The 16,539-nt window shown below is 68.2% G+C and carries 8 protein-coding genes; 5 read left to right on the forward strand and 3 right to left on the reverse strand.

Going from position 1 to position 16,539, the window contains the following annotated elements; genetic code table 11:
* Positions 1-100: 100 nt before the first annotated feature.
* Together U0177_RS03755 and U0177_RS03760 are read right to left on the reverse strand one after the other, a co-directional pair.
* On the reverse strand, positions 101-8,809 hold the full coding sequence (locus U0177_RS03755) for an SDR family NAD(P)-dependent oxidoreductase (RefSeq protein WP_409569252.1): 8,709 nt from the start codon (positions 8,807-8,809) through the stop codon (positions 101-103).
* A 98-nt stretch (positions 8,810-8,907) separates the two neighbouring features.
* Entirely contained in the window at positions 8,908-10,542 is a 1,635-nt protein-coding gene (locus tag U0177_RS03760; protein WP_409569253.1) for an acyl-CoA dehydrogenase family protein, read from the reverse strand.
* 290 nt (positions 10,543-10,832) lie between these two features.
* On the opposite strand from U0177_RS03760, the gene U0177_RS03765 reads away from it, so the two are divergent.
* The 3 genes from U0177_RS03765 to U0177_RS03775 all read left to right on the forward strand — a co-directional run bounded on the left by U0177_RS03765 (position 10,833) and on the right by U0177_RS03775 (position 14,060).
* Positions 10,833-12,542, forward strand: coding sequence for an NAD-dependent malic enzyme (locus U0177_RS03765; RefSeq protein WP_409569254.1), 1,710 nt, complete (start codon positions 10,833-10,835; stop codon positions 12,540-12,542).
* A gap of 449 nt (positions 12,543-12,991) precedes the next feature.
* A complete protein-coding gene (locus U0177_RS03770) occupies positions 12,992-13,582 on the forward strand; it encodes a CBS domain-containing protein (RefSeq protein WP_409569255.1) in 591 nt (196 codons plus the stop codon).
* Between the two features lie 187 nt (positions 13,583-13,769).
* Positions 13,770-14,060: a PspC domain-containing protein gene (locus U0177_RS03775; RefSeq protein WP_409569256.1), complete on the forward strand. Its 291-nt coding sequence runs from the start codon at positions 13,770-13,772 to the stop codon at positions 14,058-14,060.
* Here the strand turns inward: U0177_RS03775 and U0177_RS03780 are convergent.
* On the reverse strand, positions 14,050-14,703 hold the full coding sequence (locus U0177_RS03780; RefSeq protein ID WP_409569257.1) for a DNA-3-methyladenine glycosylase family protein: 654 nt from the start codon (positions 14,701-14,703) through the stop codon (positions 14,050-14,052). The genes U0177_RS03775 and U0177_RS03780 overlap by 11 nt on opposite strands.
* A 389-nt stretch (positions 14,704-15,092) precedes the next feature.
* On the opposite strand from U0177_RS03780, the gene U0177_RS03785 reads away from it, so the two are divergent.
* Both U0177_RS03785 and U0177_RS03790 read left to right on the forward strand, forming a co-directional pair.
* Positions 15,093-15,662, forward strand: coding sequence for a CAP domain-containing protein (locus tag U0177_RS03785; protein WP_409569258.1), 570 nt, complete (start codon positions 15,093-15,095; stop codon positions 15,660-15,662).
* A 122-nt stretch (positions 15,663-15,784) separates the two neighbouring features.
* The gene (locus U0177_RS03790; RefSeq protein WP_409569259.1) at positions 15,785-16,483 is read left to right on the forward strand and encodes a CAP domain-containing protein; all 699 of its coding nucleotides are present in this window, start codon (positions 15,785-15,787) and stop codon (positions 16,481-16,483) included.
* Positions 16,484-16,539: the final 56 nt, after the last annotated feature.

The raw sequence follows: 16,539 nt of genomic DNA on the forward strand, positions 1-16,539 counted from the left end.
TCTCGGTAGAAGGCCGAAGCACCCGCCCCACACTGCTCGCGCGCAATTGCGTGATGCCAGGCGGATGCTTCGGACTTACGCTGTGCGGGCTGCCAAGGTTCTACAGGCTCACCTGGCCCGGCAGCTGCACGGTGCGGTAGGCCTTGAGCTCGATATACAGGTTGCCGCTTTCGTCGACGACGCGGGCGTTGAAGGCCGCGCCGCCGGCCAGCGCCTCGACCAGCGCGAACAGCCGCGCGCCGTTCGCCTGAGCCGGCTGCCGGTAGGTTGTCACCGACCCGACCGCCAGCGGCAGCGCCATCACGCCTTTGTTGGCGATCTCCCACACTCCGGCGGTCTGGAAGCACAGCTCGATCAGCCGCGGCGCCATCAGCGATTCGGCCTCGGCCGGCGCGCTGTTGGGCGGCAGATCGTGCGCCATCAAGCCCACCGCGCGGTCGCCCTCGATCAGCGCGCGCTCGAGCACCTGGTAGGCCGGGCCGTGGAAGTAGATCCGGTAGATCGCGTCGCGCCCGATTTCGCGCGGGCTGCCGAGCTGCCAGAGCGGCTCGGTCAGCGTCTCGGGCAGGGCGTGGGCCAGCAGCACCGTGGCGGTGAAGTGCAGGTCCACGCGCTCGGGCAGGCCCGGCCGGGCCGGCTCGGTCACCGAGCGCAGCGCGGTGTAGGCCACCAGCTGGCCATCTCCGGCCGGGCGCAGGCTGGCGCTCAGGCGCAGCGTGCGCGGCTGGTGGCGGTAGAACTTGAACGGGCTGTGGAACTGCTCGGTGAGCGCCGCGACGCGGTAGCCCGGCGCCAGCAAGCTGGCAAGCTCGGCGAACGCCTCGGTGCCCATCACGCCCGGCAGCACCGGCACGCCATCGATCTGATGATCGAACAGAAACGGCTGCTGCTGCGGATCGAGCGTGGTCGCCACTTCCAGCCCGCCATACAGCTTGGCGGCCACAACCTGGCCAAGCATGAGCAGCGGCGGGTCGCGCCGGGCCAGCTCGGCCGCGAGCTTCTCGGTGTCCAGGCCGCCGGTGGGGTCGAACTCGGCGGTGAGAATGCCGAGCCGCTGGCCGACGACAATTTCGCCGCGGAAGCCGCTGCCCACCAGCTCGCGCCGGATGGTCGGGATGCCAATCTCAGGCGGCAGCATATCGATCCCGGCCATCTCCATGATCTTGGGGATCGAGCCGCGCGTGGCCATACCGATGCCGCCCCAGGCGGTCCAGTCGATCACGATCGCGCGGGTGTCGGGCCGCCAGCCGCGCATGCTGCTGCTGATCTTGCACAGCAGGTCGTTCGCCGCGCTGTAGTCGGTCTGGCCGCTGTTGCCAAAGCGCCCCGCCACCGAGCTGAACGCCACGGTGGCGCCGATCGGCATGCCCTTGGCGGCCTTCAGCAGGCTGAAGAAGCCGTCGGCCTTGATATCGAACACCAGCGCGAACTCCTCGGGCGCCTTGTCGGCCAGGCCGCGGCTGATCTCGATACCGCCGGCGTGCAGCAGCACGTCGATCTTGCCATAGCGCGAGCGCACGTCGTCGATCGCCGTGGCTACGGCCGCCTCGTCGAGCAGGTTGACGCTGTGGTAGTGTGCGGTGCCGCCGGCCGCCTGAACCGTCTCGATCGCGCGCAGCGCCGCCTCGGATCGCTCGATCCCCATGATCTTCTTGTCGACCATCACCGGCGTCGGGCGCTCGCCGGCGGCCTTGAACTCGTCGATCAGCTTGCGCTTGAGCGCCTCTTTATCGCTGCGGAACAGCGCGATGTTCGCGTCGTCGGCGGCGGGCGCGGGCGTCAGGTCGAGCAGGTAGAATATGCCGCCGCTGGCCTGCGCCAGGTCGCCCACGATCGCGCTGGTGATGCCGCCGGCCGCGCCTGTAACCACGAACACGCTGTCGTGGCCGAGCGCCAGGCCGCCGCTGGCCGCGCCCAGGTCGAGCGGCTGCTCGTCCAGGGTGACGGTGTAGCGCAGGCCCTCGCGGTAGCCGATCTCAACCGCGCCGGGGTCGCCGAGCGTCTCGGCGATCAGCAGGTCGGCCGGCTCGGCGGTCTTGCGGCTGGCCTCGAAGTCTACCGCTTTCACCAGCACCTCGGGCTGCTCGCGCTTGTAGGCTTTGGTGAAGCCGGTGACCGCGCCGCCTAGCGGGGCCAGCGCGCCGGCCGGGCCATAGCCGTGCAGGCCACCCAGGCGCGTCGCCGAAACCAGGAAGGTGTTCGGGCCGGTCACCTGGCCGCACAGCATGCGCATAACCAGGTGCAGGTTCTTGACGCGCTGGCGGGTCAGCTCGCGCCAGGCCTTCAGCGTCAGGTCCTCGATCGCCGGCTCGGCGTCGAGCGCCGGCAGCCAGTACACGCCCTGGATGCTGCCGTGGGCAGTGCTGGCGTGCAGCTGCGCTTCGAGCACCTCGGCATCTTGCTGCGGGTCGATCTCGAAGATCGTGGCGCCACGCCGCTCGAGCCGGCTCGCCAGCGCCTTGCCGACGCCGCCGCGATCCATCACAACAACGATCCGGCTGCCACCGTCGATCTGCACGCCGGTGGGCTTACACAGGTCGAGCGGCGGCCGCAGCGCCGGAACCGCCACGCGCCGCGGCGCTTTGTTCGCCTCTTCAAGCGAGTATGTGGTGGCCGGGCTCGCTGCCGGAACCGGCGCCGCCGTCGCTACAGCCGCTGGCTCGGCCGCAGGCTCGGCAGCTACCGGCGCGGCAGCCGGGGCCGTAGGCGCCGCCAGGTCGGGGCGCTGGTCGTAGACGAACTGGATCACCTTGGCCAGCGTCGGGTAGTCGCGCAGCTTCAGGTTCTCGATCCGCTCGATATTGAACGCCGTGCGCACCGCCGCGAATGTTTCGGCCTGCTTCACCGTGTCGACACCCAGGTCGGCCTCCAGGTCGAGGTCGAGCTCAAGCATCTCCGGCGGGTAGCCGGTCTTCTCCGCCACGATCGACAGCACCTGCTCCGCCACCGGGTCGCCCGCTGGGCGAGCGGCCGGCGCCGGGGCGGGCACAACGGCCGGCACTGGGGCAACGCCAGCGTCGCTCGGCTCCGGCGCTTCGACCTTAGCCGCCACCGCCAGATCCGGCCGGTGCTCGCGCACAAAGCCGATCACGCTGCCGAGCGTCGGGTAGTCGCGCAGCTTCAGGTTCTCGATCCGCTCGATATTGAACGCCGTGCGCACCGCCGCGAACGTTTCGGCCTGCTTCACCGTGTCGACGCCCAGGTCGGCCTCCAGGTCGAGGTCCAGCTCAAGCATCTCCGACGGGTAGCCGGTCTTCTCCGCAACGATCGCCAGCACCTGCTCGGCCACCGGGTCGCCCGCTGGGCGAGCGGCCGGCGCCGGGGCAGGCGCAGCAGCCGGCACTGGGGCGACGCCAGCATCGCTCGGCTTGGGCGCTTCGACCTTAGCCGCCACCGCCAGATCCGGCCGGTGCTCGCGCACAAAGCCGATCACGCTGCCGAGCGTCGGGTAGTCGCGCAGCTTCAGATTCTCGATCCGCTCGATATTGAACGCCGTGCGCACCGCCGCGAACGTTTCGGCCTGCTTCACCGTGTCGATGCCCAGGTCGGCCTCCAGGTCGAGGTCGAAGTCGAGCATGTCGCGCGGGTAGCCGGTCTTCTCCGCCACGATCGACAGCACCTGCTCCGCCACCGGGTCGGCGGCAGCCTGCGGCTGGCGGCCATCGGCGGCGAGTGTTGCTGTGGCGGCGCCAAGATCTGGCGCGCTGGGGGCCAGCTGCACTGGCGCGACAGCCGCCTCGACAACCGGCAAAGGCTCTTGTGCTTTAGCGGCAGGCTCCTGGCTCGGGGCGGCCGGCTGGTGGCCGTTGGCCGCCGCGTGCCCGTTGGTAGCGGGCTGCGCTGGCGGCGGCAGCGGCTTGGCCGCAAGTGCCGGCGCGGCGGCTGGCTCGCGCGCAATCTCGGGCGCGCGGCTTGGCGCGGCCGGCTCCAGGCTCAGCGGCGCCGGGTGGTAGCCGTTGCCGGCGCCATCGGCGGCCACAAGCGTACGCAGCGCCGGGCCGGTGCCATACTGCCAAACGCTTGGCACAGGCGAGCGGCTGGGCGCGCCCTGCGCCACCACTCGCAGCACCCGCTTCGCCACCTCGGTCTCGGCGCGGTCGTAGCCGCTCACATCGGCCAGCCAGCGCGTATAGCGCGCGCGGCTGTCGACGCGGTCGAGCGAGCCGGGGATGCGGCGGGTCAGCGTCATCGCGATCTGCGAGCCGAAGCCGGCCGCCAGGTGAATGGCGTACTGCACCGGGTAGCGCCCGCCACGGCTCAGGGTCAGCTCGCCGAGATCGGGGTCGATCTCCTTCAGGTTCGGCACCGGCGGCACGATCCCGTGCTCGAGGATCTTGAGCGCGATCACGTCCTCGATGCCCACGCCCATCGGGTGGCCGGTGAAGCCCTTGGTATTGGCCATCACGATCTCGCCGGCGGCCGGCCCAAACGTCTGGCGCAGCGCCGTGACCTCGGCGGCGGCGCTGCCGCCGCGCGCGGGAGTGTATGTCTCGTGCGATACGAACACCGTCTGCGCGGCGAACGCGCGCCGGTCGAGGCCGAAGCGGCGCTCGGCGGCGGTCACCAGCCGGTCCATCACCTGCGAGATATGCGCGACGTCGAGGCGCGTGCCGTGGAATGCGCTGTTGGCGGTTTCGCTGCTGAGCAGCTCGACCACGCCGCGCATGCCGCGCTCGCGCACGGCGTCTTCGCTCTCGACCAGCAGGGCGCAGGCGCCCATGCCGAGGATCGTGCCATGGCGGCGGCGGTCGAACGGCAGCGCGGCCTGCTCAACCCGGTCGTCGGTGGCGGCGGCGCCGGTCGCCAGGAAGCCCGCGCCGATCCACTCCATCAGGTTCTCGCCGGTCACGTCGTCGGCGGCCACCACCAGAACGCGGCGGCAGCGCCCCGAGCGGATCCAGTCCTCGGCCAGGGCCACGCCCTGGGTGGTGCTGGCGCAGGCGGCATTGACGTGCGTATTCGGGCCGCGCGCGCCGATATACTCGGCGAACTGGCTGTGGCCCATCGCCAGGATGCGGAACAGGAAGCGCCGGTCGAACTGGTATGGCTCGCGCTCGATCTCGGCGCGCAGCGCGCCAATGCGCCGGCCGATCTCCTGCGCCGTGGCCGGGTCGTTGGTATAGCGCCGCAGGTCTTCCAGCTCGGCCAGCTGGGCGCGGCGATTTTCCCAGGCGTAGAAGCGCGCAAACTCGTCGGCCATCCGGTCGACGCCGGGAAACGCGCTCGCGAAGATCACGCCCGTCTCGTCGCGCAGCGGCTCGGGCAGCAGCCAGCGCTCGGGCAGGAACGTGCCCTTGCTGGTCTTGCGATACGTCTGCACCAGCGGGATGCCGGCCTCGCGCAGCGCGTCGAGGCCAGCGGCGATGGCCAGCTGGGTGGTAATATCGAGCGCCTCGAGCAGCTTCGCCGGCACGCCATACTCGTCGGCCAGGTCGAACGCGCCGGGGCGCGCCGCCAGCTTGATCATCTCGTCGCTGTCGGTGAGCGTCTCGAACTCGCCGCCACCGTCGGCGCCCTTCACCAGCCGCGTCACGCGCTTGGCGAGCATGCGCTTGCGGAAGCGCTCGGGGATCAGGTCGATGAACTGCTCGCCGCGCAGGATGCGCAGGGCGTTGTCGGGATCCATCACCGGCTTCTCGGCGCCGGGCAGACCCAGGCCGGTGCCGCTGATCACCACCGACCCGAGCGGAACCGCGTTGCGGTCGTAGGTGCTCGCGGCTGCGGGCTGCGGGCTAGGGGCTGCGCTGAGCCCCTGCAGCGCCTGGGCCAGCAGCTGGCCGAGCGCCTCAACCGATTGTAGGGCCGGCTGCCCATTTCCATATGCCATGGTCGTTTCCTCTGCTCGCCGGGTAGGAGCAGCCTGCGGAACCGGCACCGCGACAGCGGCCACCGCCGCGGCATTCACGGCCGGCAGGGCTTCTTTCATCTTTCGTCCTTGGTCTTGCGCCGGCCCCGGATTCTCGGTTCTTGGTTCTTGGTTCTCACGTACGCCGTACCCTGCCGCGTACAGCCCGCACAGCACCTGGTTGAAGCTCGCCAGCTCGCCCGTCTTGGGGTGGTTGCTGAATAGCGAGACCACGCCCGGCTTGCTGCCGAGCACGTCGTCGACAAAGCCCTTGAGCGCCTTCTTCGGGCCAACCTCCACGAACGTGCGCGCGCCATTGGCATAGAGCGTCTCGAGGCCCTTGACCCACTGTACCGGCGAGGCGATCTGGAGCTCCAGGATGTCTTTGATGCCCTCGACATCGGTGGGGTACAGCTCGCCGGTCACGTTCGCTACCAGCGCCAGCTTCGGCGGCGCGATCCGCAGCCGGTTGAGCACTTGGCGCAGCGGCTTCGAGGCCGGGGCGACGATCTTGGTATGGAAGGCATGGCTCACTGGGATGCGCTGGGCCTGGAAGCCCTTCTGCGTGAATAGCTCGATCGCCTGCTCGACGGCCTTGCTCGCGCCGCCGATCACGGCCTGGCCGTAGCTGTTGATGTTCGCGGCCACCACGTAGCCGTCGATCGATTGCAGCGTCTGCTGCACCACGTCGAGCGGGGCCATCACCGCGGCCATCCAGCCGTTGTCGCCCATGCTCACCTTGGTCATCTCGGCGCCGCGCGCGGCGGCGGCCTCGAGCGCATCGGCCAGCGGCATGATCTGGGCGGCGGTGAGCGCGGCGTACTCGCCAAGCGAGTGGCCCATCACCATGTCGGGCGCGAAGCCATACTCGGCCAGCAGCCGGTGGATCGCCGCATCGAGCGTGAGCATGGCCGGCTGGGTGATCGCCGTCTGCATCAGGTCTTTTTCGGCCTTCTTCACCGCCGCCGGGTCGTCGCCATCCACAAAGATATAGCTGGTGAGCGGCTTGCCGAGGATCGGCGTCATCACCTGGTCGGCCTCGTCGAACACCGCCTTCACGGCCGGCGAGACACTCGCCAGCTCGCGGCCCATGTTGACATACTGGCTGCCCTGGCCGGGGAACAGAAATGCCACCTTGCCGGCTGCGGCGCCGCTGCCACGGAACACGCCCTGAGCCTGCAGCGCCTTCCACGCGGCCGGGTTATCGAAGCCGGCGGCCTTGCGCGCCTTCACGATCTTGTCGAGCAGCTCGTCGTGCGAGCCAAAGTCGATCACCAGGCGCTCGCTGGCGCTCAGCACCTCGGGCGCTGGCGTGGCGATCGGCGGCGTCCAGCCGGCCTCGACCTTGCGAAACGCCTCGTCGAGCGCGTCCTTCAGCGCCACCGGCGTGTCGGCGCCCAGCGCGAGGATGCCGCGGATGGGCTTCGGGGCCGGCGAGGGGCCACCAAACGACGAACGCGAGCTATCATCTGACGCCGCGCGTTGGCCGTTGGCCGTTGGCCGCTGGTCAGCACCCGCGCCTGTAAATTGGGTGCGGTCGCTCGTCTTCAACATGCCCGGCACATACTCCTCGACCACCAGGTGGAAGTTGGTGCCGCCGAAGCCATAGGCGCTGACTGCGGCGCGGCGCGGGTAGCCCGCCGGCTGCGGCCACTCGCGCGGCTCGTGGTTCAGGTAGAACGGCGTGGCGCCGAAGTTGATATTCGGGTTGGGCTTCTCGGAATTCAGCGTCGGCGGCAGCACCTTGTCGTGCAGCGCCATCACCGTCTTCAGCAGGCCGGCCGCGCCGGCGCCGGCCTTCAGGTGGCCGACATTGCTCTTGGCCGAGCCAAGCGCGATCCGGCCGCGCTCGGCGCCGCCGAACACCTTGGTGAGGCTTTCGACCTCGACCACGTCGCCGACCTTGGTGCTGGTGCCGTGGGCCTCCACCAGCGTGGCGGTGGCCGGGTCCAGCCCGGCGTCGTGCCAGGCGCGCTGGATCGCCAGCACCTGCCCGACCGGGTTTGGCGCGGTGATGCCCTTGCCCTTGCCGTCGCTCGAGCCGCCGATGCCGCGCAGCACCGCGTAGATCTTATCGCCGTCGCGCTCGGCGTCGGCCAGGCGCTTGAGCAAGAACATCGCCGCGCCCTCGCCCATCACAAAGCCATCGGCGCCATCGCCAAACGGGCGCGTGCCGGTGGCGCTGAGCGCGCCGATCTTGCAGAACTTCACGAACGTCGAGACGCCCATGTTGCGGTCGACGCCGCCGGTGAGCACCGCGTCGCACTGGTTCTGCAGCAGCAGCTCGACGGCCGCGTCGAAGGCCGCGAACGTCGAGGCGCAGGCCGCGTCGGTGATGAAGCTAGGGCCGCGCAGGTTCAGCACATTCGCCACGCGCCCGGCCACGATATTCGGCAGCTCGCCGGGCATCGAGTCTTCGGTGATCGGCGGGAAGCGCCGCTCGATCTGCTCGTGCCAGCGCGCCAGCATCGCGGTGCGGGCCTCGGCCGGCAGGTGCTGAAACTCGGGCACGGCCTCGAGCGCGCGGGCATACTCGGGGAACGAGATCCGCAGGTTCGTCTGGTAGTGCAGCTCGCCGCCCATCGCCGTGCCGAGGATCACCCCGGTGTTCTCGAGGTTCAGCGGCCGGTCGGGGTAGCCGTAGTCGGCCAGCGCCTCGGCGGCGATCGTCACCGCCCACTGCTGGCCCTCGTCCATCGCGGCGGCCACCTTCGGCGGGATGCGAAAGCGCTGCCAATCGAAGGTAAAGCCGCGCACCCAGCCGCCAATCTTGCTGTAGGTTTTGTCGGGGGCGGCAGGGTCGGCATCATAGTAGCTCGCCACGCTCCAACGCTCGGAAGGCACTTCCGTGATGCTGTAGCGCTTGGCGAGGATGTTTTTCCAGTATGCTGGCGCGTTCGGCGCATCCGGCAAGATCGCCCCGAGGCCAACGATCGCGATCGCGCGATCGGCTGTTGAGTTCATAATAATCACTCCTTAGAGTAGCCGGCAGTGGGCAGTAGGCAGCTCACCGCGAATTGATTACCTGCATCGCGAACTGCTTACCGCCCACCGCCAGCTGGCTACTCGGCGGGGAACGCCTCGATCAGCTTGCCGGCCACCAGGTTCATATCGTCGATCAGCCCGGCCTGGGCCGCGAAGATCGCCGGGAGGTCGAGCGAGCCGGGCAGGTTCGCGTCGGTCTGGCCTGCGCCGATCGCCCAGCGCAGCCCGTCGTTGGCCACCTTCAGCGCGGCATCGCGCGCGTGGATGCGCGCCATCACCCGCAGCGTCTCGGGGGCCAGCGGCGTGGCCACAGTCGGGTTGTTGGCGGCGCGCTCGGCGAAGATCGCGGCTGTCTCGGCGTAGGCGATCAGCTCGCCGAGCCGGAACAAGATGTGCTGGTTGCGCGTCAGCCGGTCGAGCCGGCAGCGGTCGAGCAGGGCCGCCAGCGCGCGCAGCGCCAGCGCGGCGGTCGCGGCGCCGCTTTCGTTGCCGGGGGTGCCGGCCACCAGGCGCGCGGCCCAGTCGCGATAGTAGGCGCCCTGGCTCTTCAGGTGCAGCTGCCAGCGGTCGCGCGCGATCGTCCACTCCATGATCTCCGAGGTGCCCTCGTAGATGCAGGTGATCCGCACGTCGCGCTTGATCTTCTCGACCATATATTCTTTGGTGTAGCCGTAGCCGCCGTGGGCCTGGATGGCGTCTTCGGCGGCTTTGTTGCCGGCCTCGGTGGCCATGTACTTCGCCACCGCGCCCTCGGTCTGCTGCTCGGGGTCGCCGCCGTCGATCCGCTCGGCCACCCACTCGATGTAGGCGCGCGCGGCCTCAAGCCGCACCGCGTTCGGCACCAGCAGCTTGTGGGTGTAGGCCTGCTTGGTGCTCAGCAGCCCGCCGCCCTGCACGCGCGTCTGGCCGTAGCGAATGGCGCGCTCGAGCGCGGCCCAGCCGCCGCCCAGGCCGAACGAGCCGACCATCAGGCGGGTGTAGCCGAACACGGCCTGCGCCTGCGCCAGGCCCTGGCCCTCAACCCCGCCCACCAGCCGGTCGGCCGTCACGTATACGTCGTCGAGGAACAGCGCCGCAGTGTTCGAGGCGCGAATACCGTGCTTGTCTTCGGGCTTGCCCTTGATGAAGCCAGGCGCGTCGTGCTCGACCACGAACCACGAGGGGCCGCCCGGCGCGTTCGCCAGCACCGTGTAGAGCCGGGCCACGCCGCCGTTGCTGATCCACTGCTTGCGGCCGGTGATCTTGTAGCCCACCACCTTGCCGTCTTCGACTACCGGCTCGGCCTTGGTGGTAAGCGTGCCCAGGTCGCTGCCGGCCTGCGGCTCGGTGGCGCCGTAGGCCACCAGCAAGCCCTCGTCGGCAATCTTGCCCATCCAGCGCTTTTTCTGCTCTTCGGTGCCGCCGACGGTGATCGGGTCGGTGCCCAGGAAGGTGGCCAGCACGCCAGTGGCGATGCCCAGGTCGATCCGCGCCATCGTCTCGGATACGCGGTAGATGTCGTAGGCGCCGCCGCCGAGGCCGCCGTACTCTTCGGGGATGAACATCAGGTGCAGGCCAAACTGGTTAGGATCGTACAGATCCTTCAGCACCTGGGCGGGGAACTCATCTTTTTCGTCCAGCTCGCGCAGAAACTCGGGCTTAAGTTTGCGCTCGGCATACTCGTTCAACGTCGCGATCACCATGTCGCGCGTCTCGGCGTCTAATCCAATCATTAGCGTGCCTCCCACCGCTAGCGTTTTTATATGGTGTTTGCCATGTGGATAGTAGTGCCCACGCGTGGGCCGTACAGAAAAGAAATCGCCCTCTCAGGGTAACAAACATTCACTTTCGGCCGCGCGCTGCGGTGCGTAAATGTTTCTTCTCGCGGAATGACGATCTCTTACCCATATGGGCGCGGGCGATCGCATAAGCTAGGCGTTGGGACGCCGGGCGCGAGGAAGCACGTGGCGGGAGCCAATCGGCGCGCGCTCGACGGCGCGCTCGCCCCAAGAAGGAGCCGCGCATGAAAGCCTATACGGTCGTTCAAGAACCCGACACCAGCGACGAGATACTCGAGACGCCGCTGGCCGGCTCGCTGCTGCTCGACTGCCCGATGCTGAACAAGGGCAGCGCCTTCGGCGAGGCCGAGCGCGCCGAGCTGGGCCTGCTGGGCCTGCTGCCGCCACACATCGCCACCATCGAAGAGCAGCTCCAACGCACCTACGAGAACTACCTCCAGAAAACCAGCGCCCAGGAGCGGCATATCTTCCTCACCAGCCTGCAGGACCGCAACGAGACGCTGTTCTACCGGCTGCTCAGCGAGCACATCACCGAGATGCTGCCGATGATCTATACGCCGGTGGTGGGCATTACCGCGCAGCACTACAGCCATATCTACCGCCGCCCGCGCGGCCTGTATATCGATTACCCGCACCGCGACTCGATCGAGGCAATGCTGCGCAACACCGCCAACACCGACGTGCGCGCGATCGTGGTGACCGACGGCGAGCGCGTGCTCGGCCTGGGCGACCTGGGCATCGGCGGCATGGAGATCTCGGTCGGCAAGCTGACGCTGTACTCACTCTGCGCCGGCATCCACCCGGCCACCACGCTGCCGATCCACCTCGACGTCGGCACCGACAATCAGTCGCTGCTCGACGACCCGCTGTACCTGGGCTGGCGCCACGAGCGCGTGCGCGGCGCCGAGTACGACGCGTTTATCGAGGCGTTTGTGAAGGCAGTCATGCGCGTCTACCCGCAGGCGCTGCTGCAGTGGGAAGATTTCGCCAAGCAGAACGCGCGCCGGCTGCTCGATCGCTACCGCGAACAGCTGTGCTCGTTCAACGACGACATCCAGGGCACTGGCGCGGTGACGCTGGCCGGGCTGCTGGCGGCGATGTCGGCCAGCGGCGAGCGCCTGCGCGATCAGCGGATCGTGATGCTGGGCGCCGGCTCGGCCGCCACCGGCATCTGCGAGCAGATCGTCGCCGCGATGGTCGCCGACGGCGCGACGCCTGAAGATGCCCACGCCACGATCTGGCTGGTCGACAGCCACGGCCTGGTGCACGACGGCCGGCTGGATCTCGACCCGGCCAAGCGCGAGTTCGCCCAGCCGCTCGGCCGCGCGGTCGAGTTCCACCTTGGGCGCGCCGGCATCACGCTCGAAGATGTGGTGCGCCAGGTGCGGCCGACGATCCTGATCGGCACGGCGGCGCAGCCCGGCGCCTTCACCCAGCCGATCGTGCGCGAGATGCTCGGCTATGCCGAGCGCCCGATCATCTTCCCGCTCTCGAACCCAACCTCGCGCTGCGAGGCTGCGCCCGTCGATCTGCTGGCCTGGAGCGAGGGGCGCGCGCTGATCGCCACCGGCAGCCCCTTCCCCGACGTGGTGTACGGCGGGCGGACGGTGCGGATCAGCCAGTGCAACAATGTGCTGATCTTCCCAGGCATGGCGCTGGGGGTGCTGGCCTCCGGCGCGCGGCGCGTCACCGACGGCATGTTCGTGGCAGCGGCCCGCGCGCTCAGCGCGCTGGCGCCGATCGCCGACGACCCGGACGCCCCGCTGTTCCCGCCGCTCTCCGAGGTGCGCGGCATGGCCCGCCAGGTGGCGCTGGCGGTTGGCGCCGCCGCCCAGCAGGCCGGCGTGGCCGAGCCATCCAGCGCGGCCGAGCTTGCCGCGCGCATCGACGCGCTGATCTGGACGCCGCGCTACAACCGCATCCGGCGCGTGTAACCGAAATATTCCCCTCGTGCCCCGGTGGCCAGGCGCGGCAGCTGCCGCGCCTGGCCACCGCTTCCTGTTCAGCCGCTGCTTTATAGGTGTGCGATTTTTCCGCGCGCAGCGCGGAAAAATCGCACACCTATAAAGCAGCGGCAATCCATGCTGCCGCAGCCTCAATCGCGTCGCCTGAGGAAGCCGAAGAGCGCAACTGCATATCTCCTTAACCAAAAAGAAAGTGATCAAGCAGAGCTGGTGTAGCTCCTACGCCAATTGCCAATGATCGTAGCTAAGTTGCGGTTTTATTACTCTCGCAGCCGGCGATCTGCACCAGCATGGCTGGTGCAGAAAGCGCGCTCGGCACCGAGCACGGGCGCAAACCCACGTGGCGCGGCCAGCCATACCAGCCGGCACGGCGCGCTGGCCACACAGGATACACACACTGAAGTGTAAGGAGCAATGGCATGCTTGTCGGCGAACGAATGACACATCCGGTGATTCCGGTACACCCCGACACACCGGTTCCCGAAGCGCTTACGATGATGCGGCGCGAGCATATCCGCCGCATGCCGGTGGTCGATCACGGCCGCCTGGTCGGCATCGTCACCGAGCGCGATTTGCTGCACGCGTCGGCTTCGTCGGCCACTACGCTCAGCGTCTGGGAGCTGAATTACCTGCTCAGCAAGCTTACCGTCGAGAAGGTGATGCGCACCGAGGTGCTGACGGTGGCCGAAGATACGCCGATCGAGGTGGCCGCGCGGCTCATGGCCGACAACAAGATTGGCGGCCTGCCGGTGATGCGCGACGGCCACGTGATCGGCATGATCACCGAGACCGACCTATTCCGCGTGCTGCTCGAGATGACCGGCGCGCGCGAGAAGGGTGTGCGCGTCACTGTGCTGGTGCCCGATAGCGCCGGCCAGCTGGCGCACCTGACACAGTGCTGTGGTTCTGCAGCGCGCCGGGCGGCACGCAGCTACATGCCGGCAGGCCCTGAGGCATGCGCGGCTGGGGCCGAGGCCGGCACAGCGCCACACTTATACCAACCCGTTTGATTACTTGTGTTTTCTTGTGCGCCCGGCTTTGCCGGGCGCACAAGAAAAAGAAATTTCGGGGGGGGGGGCGCCGCCCCCCCGCCCCCCCCCCGCCGCAACATTGCCGCTGCACCCTACGTCATACCAGCAATCGGCCAGAGATCTTCGCGCGGGCAGCACCCGCCGCTCGCGCCGTACGAGGTGCAGTATGCAAGGGAAACGTCTTCTACGCAGCCGCAACGACCGCGTCGTTGCCGGTGTTGCGGGCGGCATCGCCGCCATGCTAAATATCGACCCGCTGCTAGTGCGGCTTGGCTTTTTGGCGCTCGGCCTGCTCAACGGCTTCGGCCTGATGGTGTATGTGGTGCTGTGGCTGCTGGTGCCGAACGAGGATAGCGCCGCCGCCGACGCGCGCTCGCAGATGCGCGAGAACGTCGGCGAGATGCAGTCGACCGCCGAAGAGCTGATGCAGCGCGTGCGCGGCATGTTCAATAGCTAAGCGGCATGTTGTGCAGGTGATGCCAGAAGTAGAACGTCGCGATCGTGCGATATGGCCGCCACGGCTCGGCCAGCGCACGTATCGCGGCGGCCTTCGGCAGCTCGTCCATGCCGTACGCCAGCCGGATCCCCGCCCGCAACCCCAAGTCGTCTACCGCCAGCACGTCGAGCCGCCCGAGCGAAAAGATCAGGAACATCTCGGCGGTCCAGCGCCCGATCCCTTTCACGCTCGTCAGCACGCCGATCGCCGCCTCGTCGTCCAGGCCGGGCAGCTGCTCCAGGTTCACCTGGCCGCCCGCGACTTTGCTGGCCAGATCGTGCATGTACGCGGCCTTCGCCGCCGATAGCCCCACCGCGCGCAGCTGCTCGATCGAAACCTCGGCCAGCTCGGCCGGGCCAACCTGCCGACCCGCTGGAAACAGCGCCAGCAGCCGCGCCATGATCGCGGCGGCCGCCTTCACCGAGATCTGCTGGCCCACGATCGCCGACATCAGCGCGTAGAACGGCGGCCGGTCGCGCTCGCGCACCACCAGCCCATACTCGTCGATCAGCCGCGCGAGCACCGGGTCGGCCGCGCGTAAATGCTCGAGCGCGCCATCGGGGTAGGCCGGCGTTGTCTGCTCCATGGTGCGGTTCTCCTCCATACGTGGGTTCCTGCACTTGGTGGGGGTTTGGGGGCGGCTTCGCCACGTAGTGCAACACAATCTATACCTGTAGGGCTTATGCAGTTGCGCTGTTCGGCTTCCCAAAGCCATGCATGGTGCCTGCGGCAGCATGGTACTTTTTGATCATCGTGTGTCCATTTTCCGCGCGTAGCGCGGAAAATGGACACATCCAAAAAGAAAGAACTGCTCTGCCGAAGGCTGAGCGCGCCAACTGCGTAAGCCTTAAAGTGATCAGGTGAACAGCGTATCAAACAGCCGCTGAGAGCATTCTGTCATCGGTTGCGGTACCCTGGTACTATTGAGCTTGTTGGTTAAAACCTATACACTTTCCCCAGCCCGAGCAACAATAATCATACGGGGAGAGACGCATGTACTATCTTCGCCGCGCGCTCTGCGCCACCAGCATTTTCTGGCTTTGCCTGATTGCGCCGGCCTATGCCGCCGCGCAAACCACGGCCACGACATACAAGGCCTACCTTCCACTTGCCAGCGCCCAGCTGCAGGCCGGCTCGATCGAGCAGCAGGTGGTGGATCTTGTGAACCAGGAGCGCCGCCGCAACGGCTGCAATGCCAACCTGGCGATCTCGCCCAAGCTCAGCGCGGCCGCCAATCGCCACAGCGCCGACATGGCCCTGCACGATATTTTCAGCCATACCGGCTCGGACAAATCGACACTGGCGACGCGCGCGCGCGATGCCGGCTACACCTACACGCAGCTGGCCGAGAACATCGCCGCCGGCTACAAAACCCCGCAAGACGCCGTGAACGCCTGGATCAAGAGCCCCGGCCACCACGCCAACATGCTCAACTGCAGCCTGCGCGAAACCGGCATAGGCTACTACTACCAGGCCTCCGACCAGGCGAATGTGCGCGACGACGCCGGCAATATCGGCGGGCCGTATTTCTATTACTGGACTCAGGATTTCGGCACGCAGTAGAGCGATACGGGCGCAACAACACCCCGTTGCTTGTGCGGCACCAGGCGAAGACGGGCGCCGCACAAGCACGCGGTATATAAAGCAACCAATCGGCTTTGGCACAACACGTTGATAAGGGTACAGTGCTTCACAAAGCCTTATACATTTTAACAGCCTTGTGCGCGCTCGGCTGCACCGCCTGCGGCCTGCGCGAAACACAACCCCAGCCTGCCGCGCCGCTGCCAACCGCGCAGATCGCGCTGGCGGCTCAGACGCCACCGCTAAGCAGGCGCCCCCTGCCGCTGCGCACCGCCAGCCCACGCGCCGCCACGCCCACACCGCCCGACGACGCAGCCGCGAGCCCAGCCCCTACAGCGTACGCGCCCACCGCCGCGCCTGCCGGCTCCTCCGCGCCGCCCGACGACGCAGCCGCCCGCGAGGCGCTACTGGTCGCCGAGATCAACCGCGCGCGCGCCGCCAACAGCCTGCCGCCCTACCAGTCCAGCCCCGAGCTAGCGGAGGCGGCGCGCGCGCATAGCTGCGACCTGGCCGCGCACCAGCTGATCTCGCACGTTTCGTCGGACGGGCGCACACTGGCCCAGCGGCTGGCCGGCAGCGTGCCCGCGTGGGAGTGGCCCAGCGAGAACATTGCGGCCGGCTACGACGACCCTCTGCAGGTGGTGGCGCTATGGATGGACGAGCCGCCCGACGGCTGGCACCGCCGCAATATCCTCGATACGCAACAGCAAGCGGTAGGCGCCGGCTTCTGCTACAGCGCCGAGGATCCCAGCGGTAATCATTTCTACTGGACGGCCGACTTCGCGCGACGCGCGGCGCAGTAGCCGCCATAAACGCCGAATGGGCAGCTGGCGCCGCCCATTCGCCCGATCTTCTCAGC

Origin of the sequence: Kouleothrix sp. (assembly GCF_046328425.1) — a bacterium.
In the GTDB taxonomy this organism is placed as follows: Bacteria; Chloroflexota; Chloroflexia; order Chloroflexales; family Roseiflexaceae; genus Kouleothrix.

Coding starts and splice junctions, on each gene's coding strand:
- U0177_RS03770 (WP_409569255.1), top strand. CDS start 12,992: ATGCTTGTCGGCGAACGAATGACACATCCGGTGATTCCGGTACACCCC.
- U0177_RS03785 (WP_409569258.1), top strand. CDS start 15,093: ATGTACTATCTTCGCCGCGCGCTCTGCGCCACCAGCATTTTCTGGCTT.
- U0177_RS03780 (WP_409569257.1), bottom strand. CDS start 14,703: ATGGAGGAGAACCGCACCATGGAGCAGACAACGCCGGCCTACCCCGAT.
- U0177_RS03765 (WP_409569254.1), top strand. CDS start 10,833: ATGAAAGCCTATACGGTCGTTCAAGAACCCGACACCAGCGACGAGATA.
- U0177_RS03760 (WP_409569253.1), bottom strand. CDS start 10,542: ATGATTGGATTAGACGCCGAGACGCGCGACATGGTGATCGCGACGTTG.
- U0177_RS03775 (WP_409569256.1), top strand. CDS start 13,770: ATGCAAGGGAAACGTCTTCTACGCAGCCGCAACGACCGCGTCGTTGCC.
- U0177_RS03755 (WP_409569252.1), bottom strand. CDS start 8,809: ATGAACTCAACAGCCGATCGCGCGATCGCGATCGTTGGCCTCGGGGCG.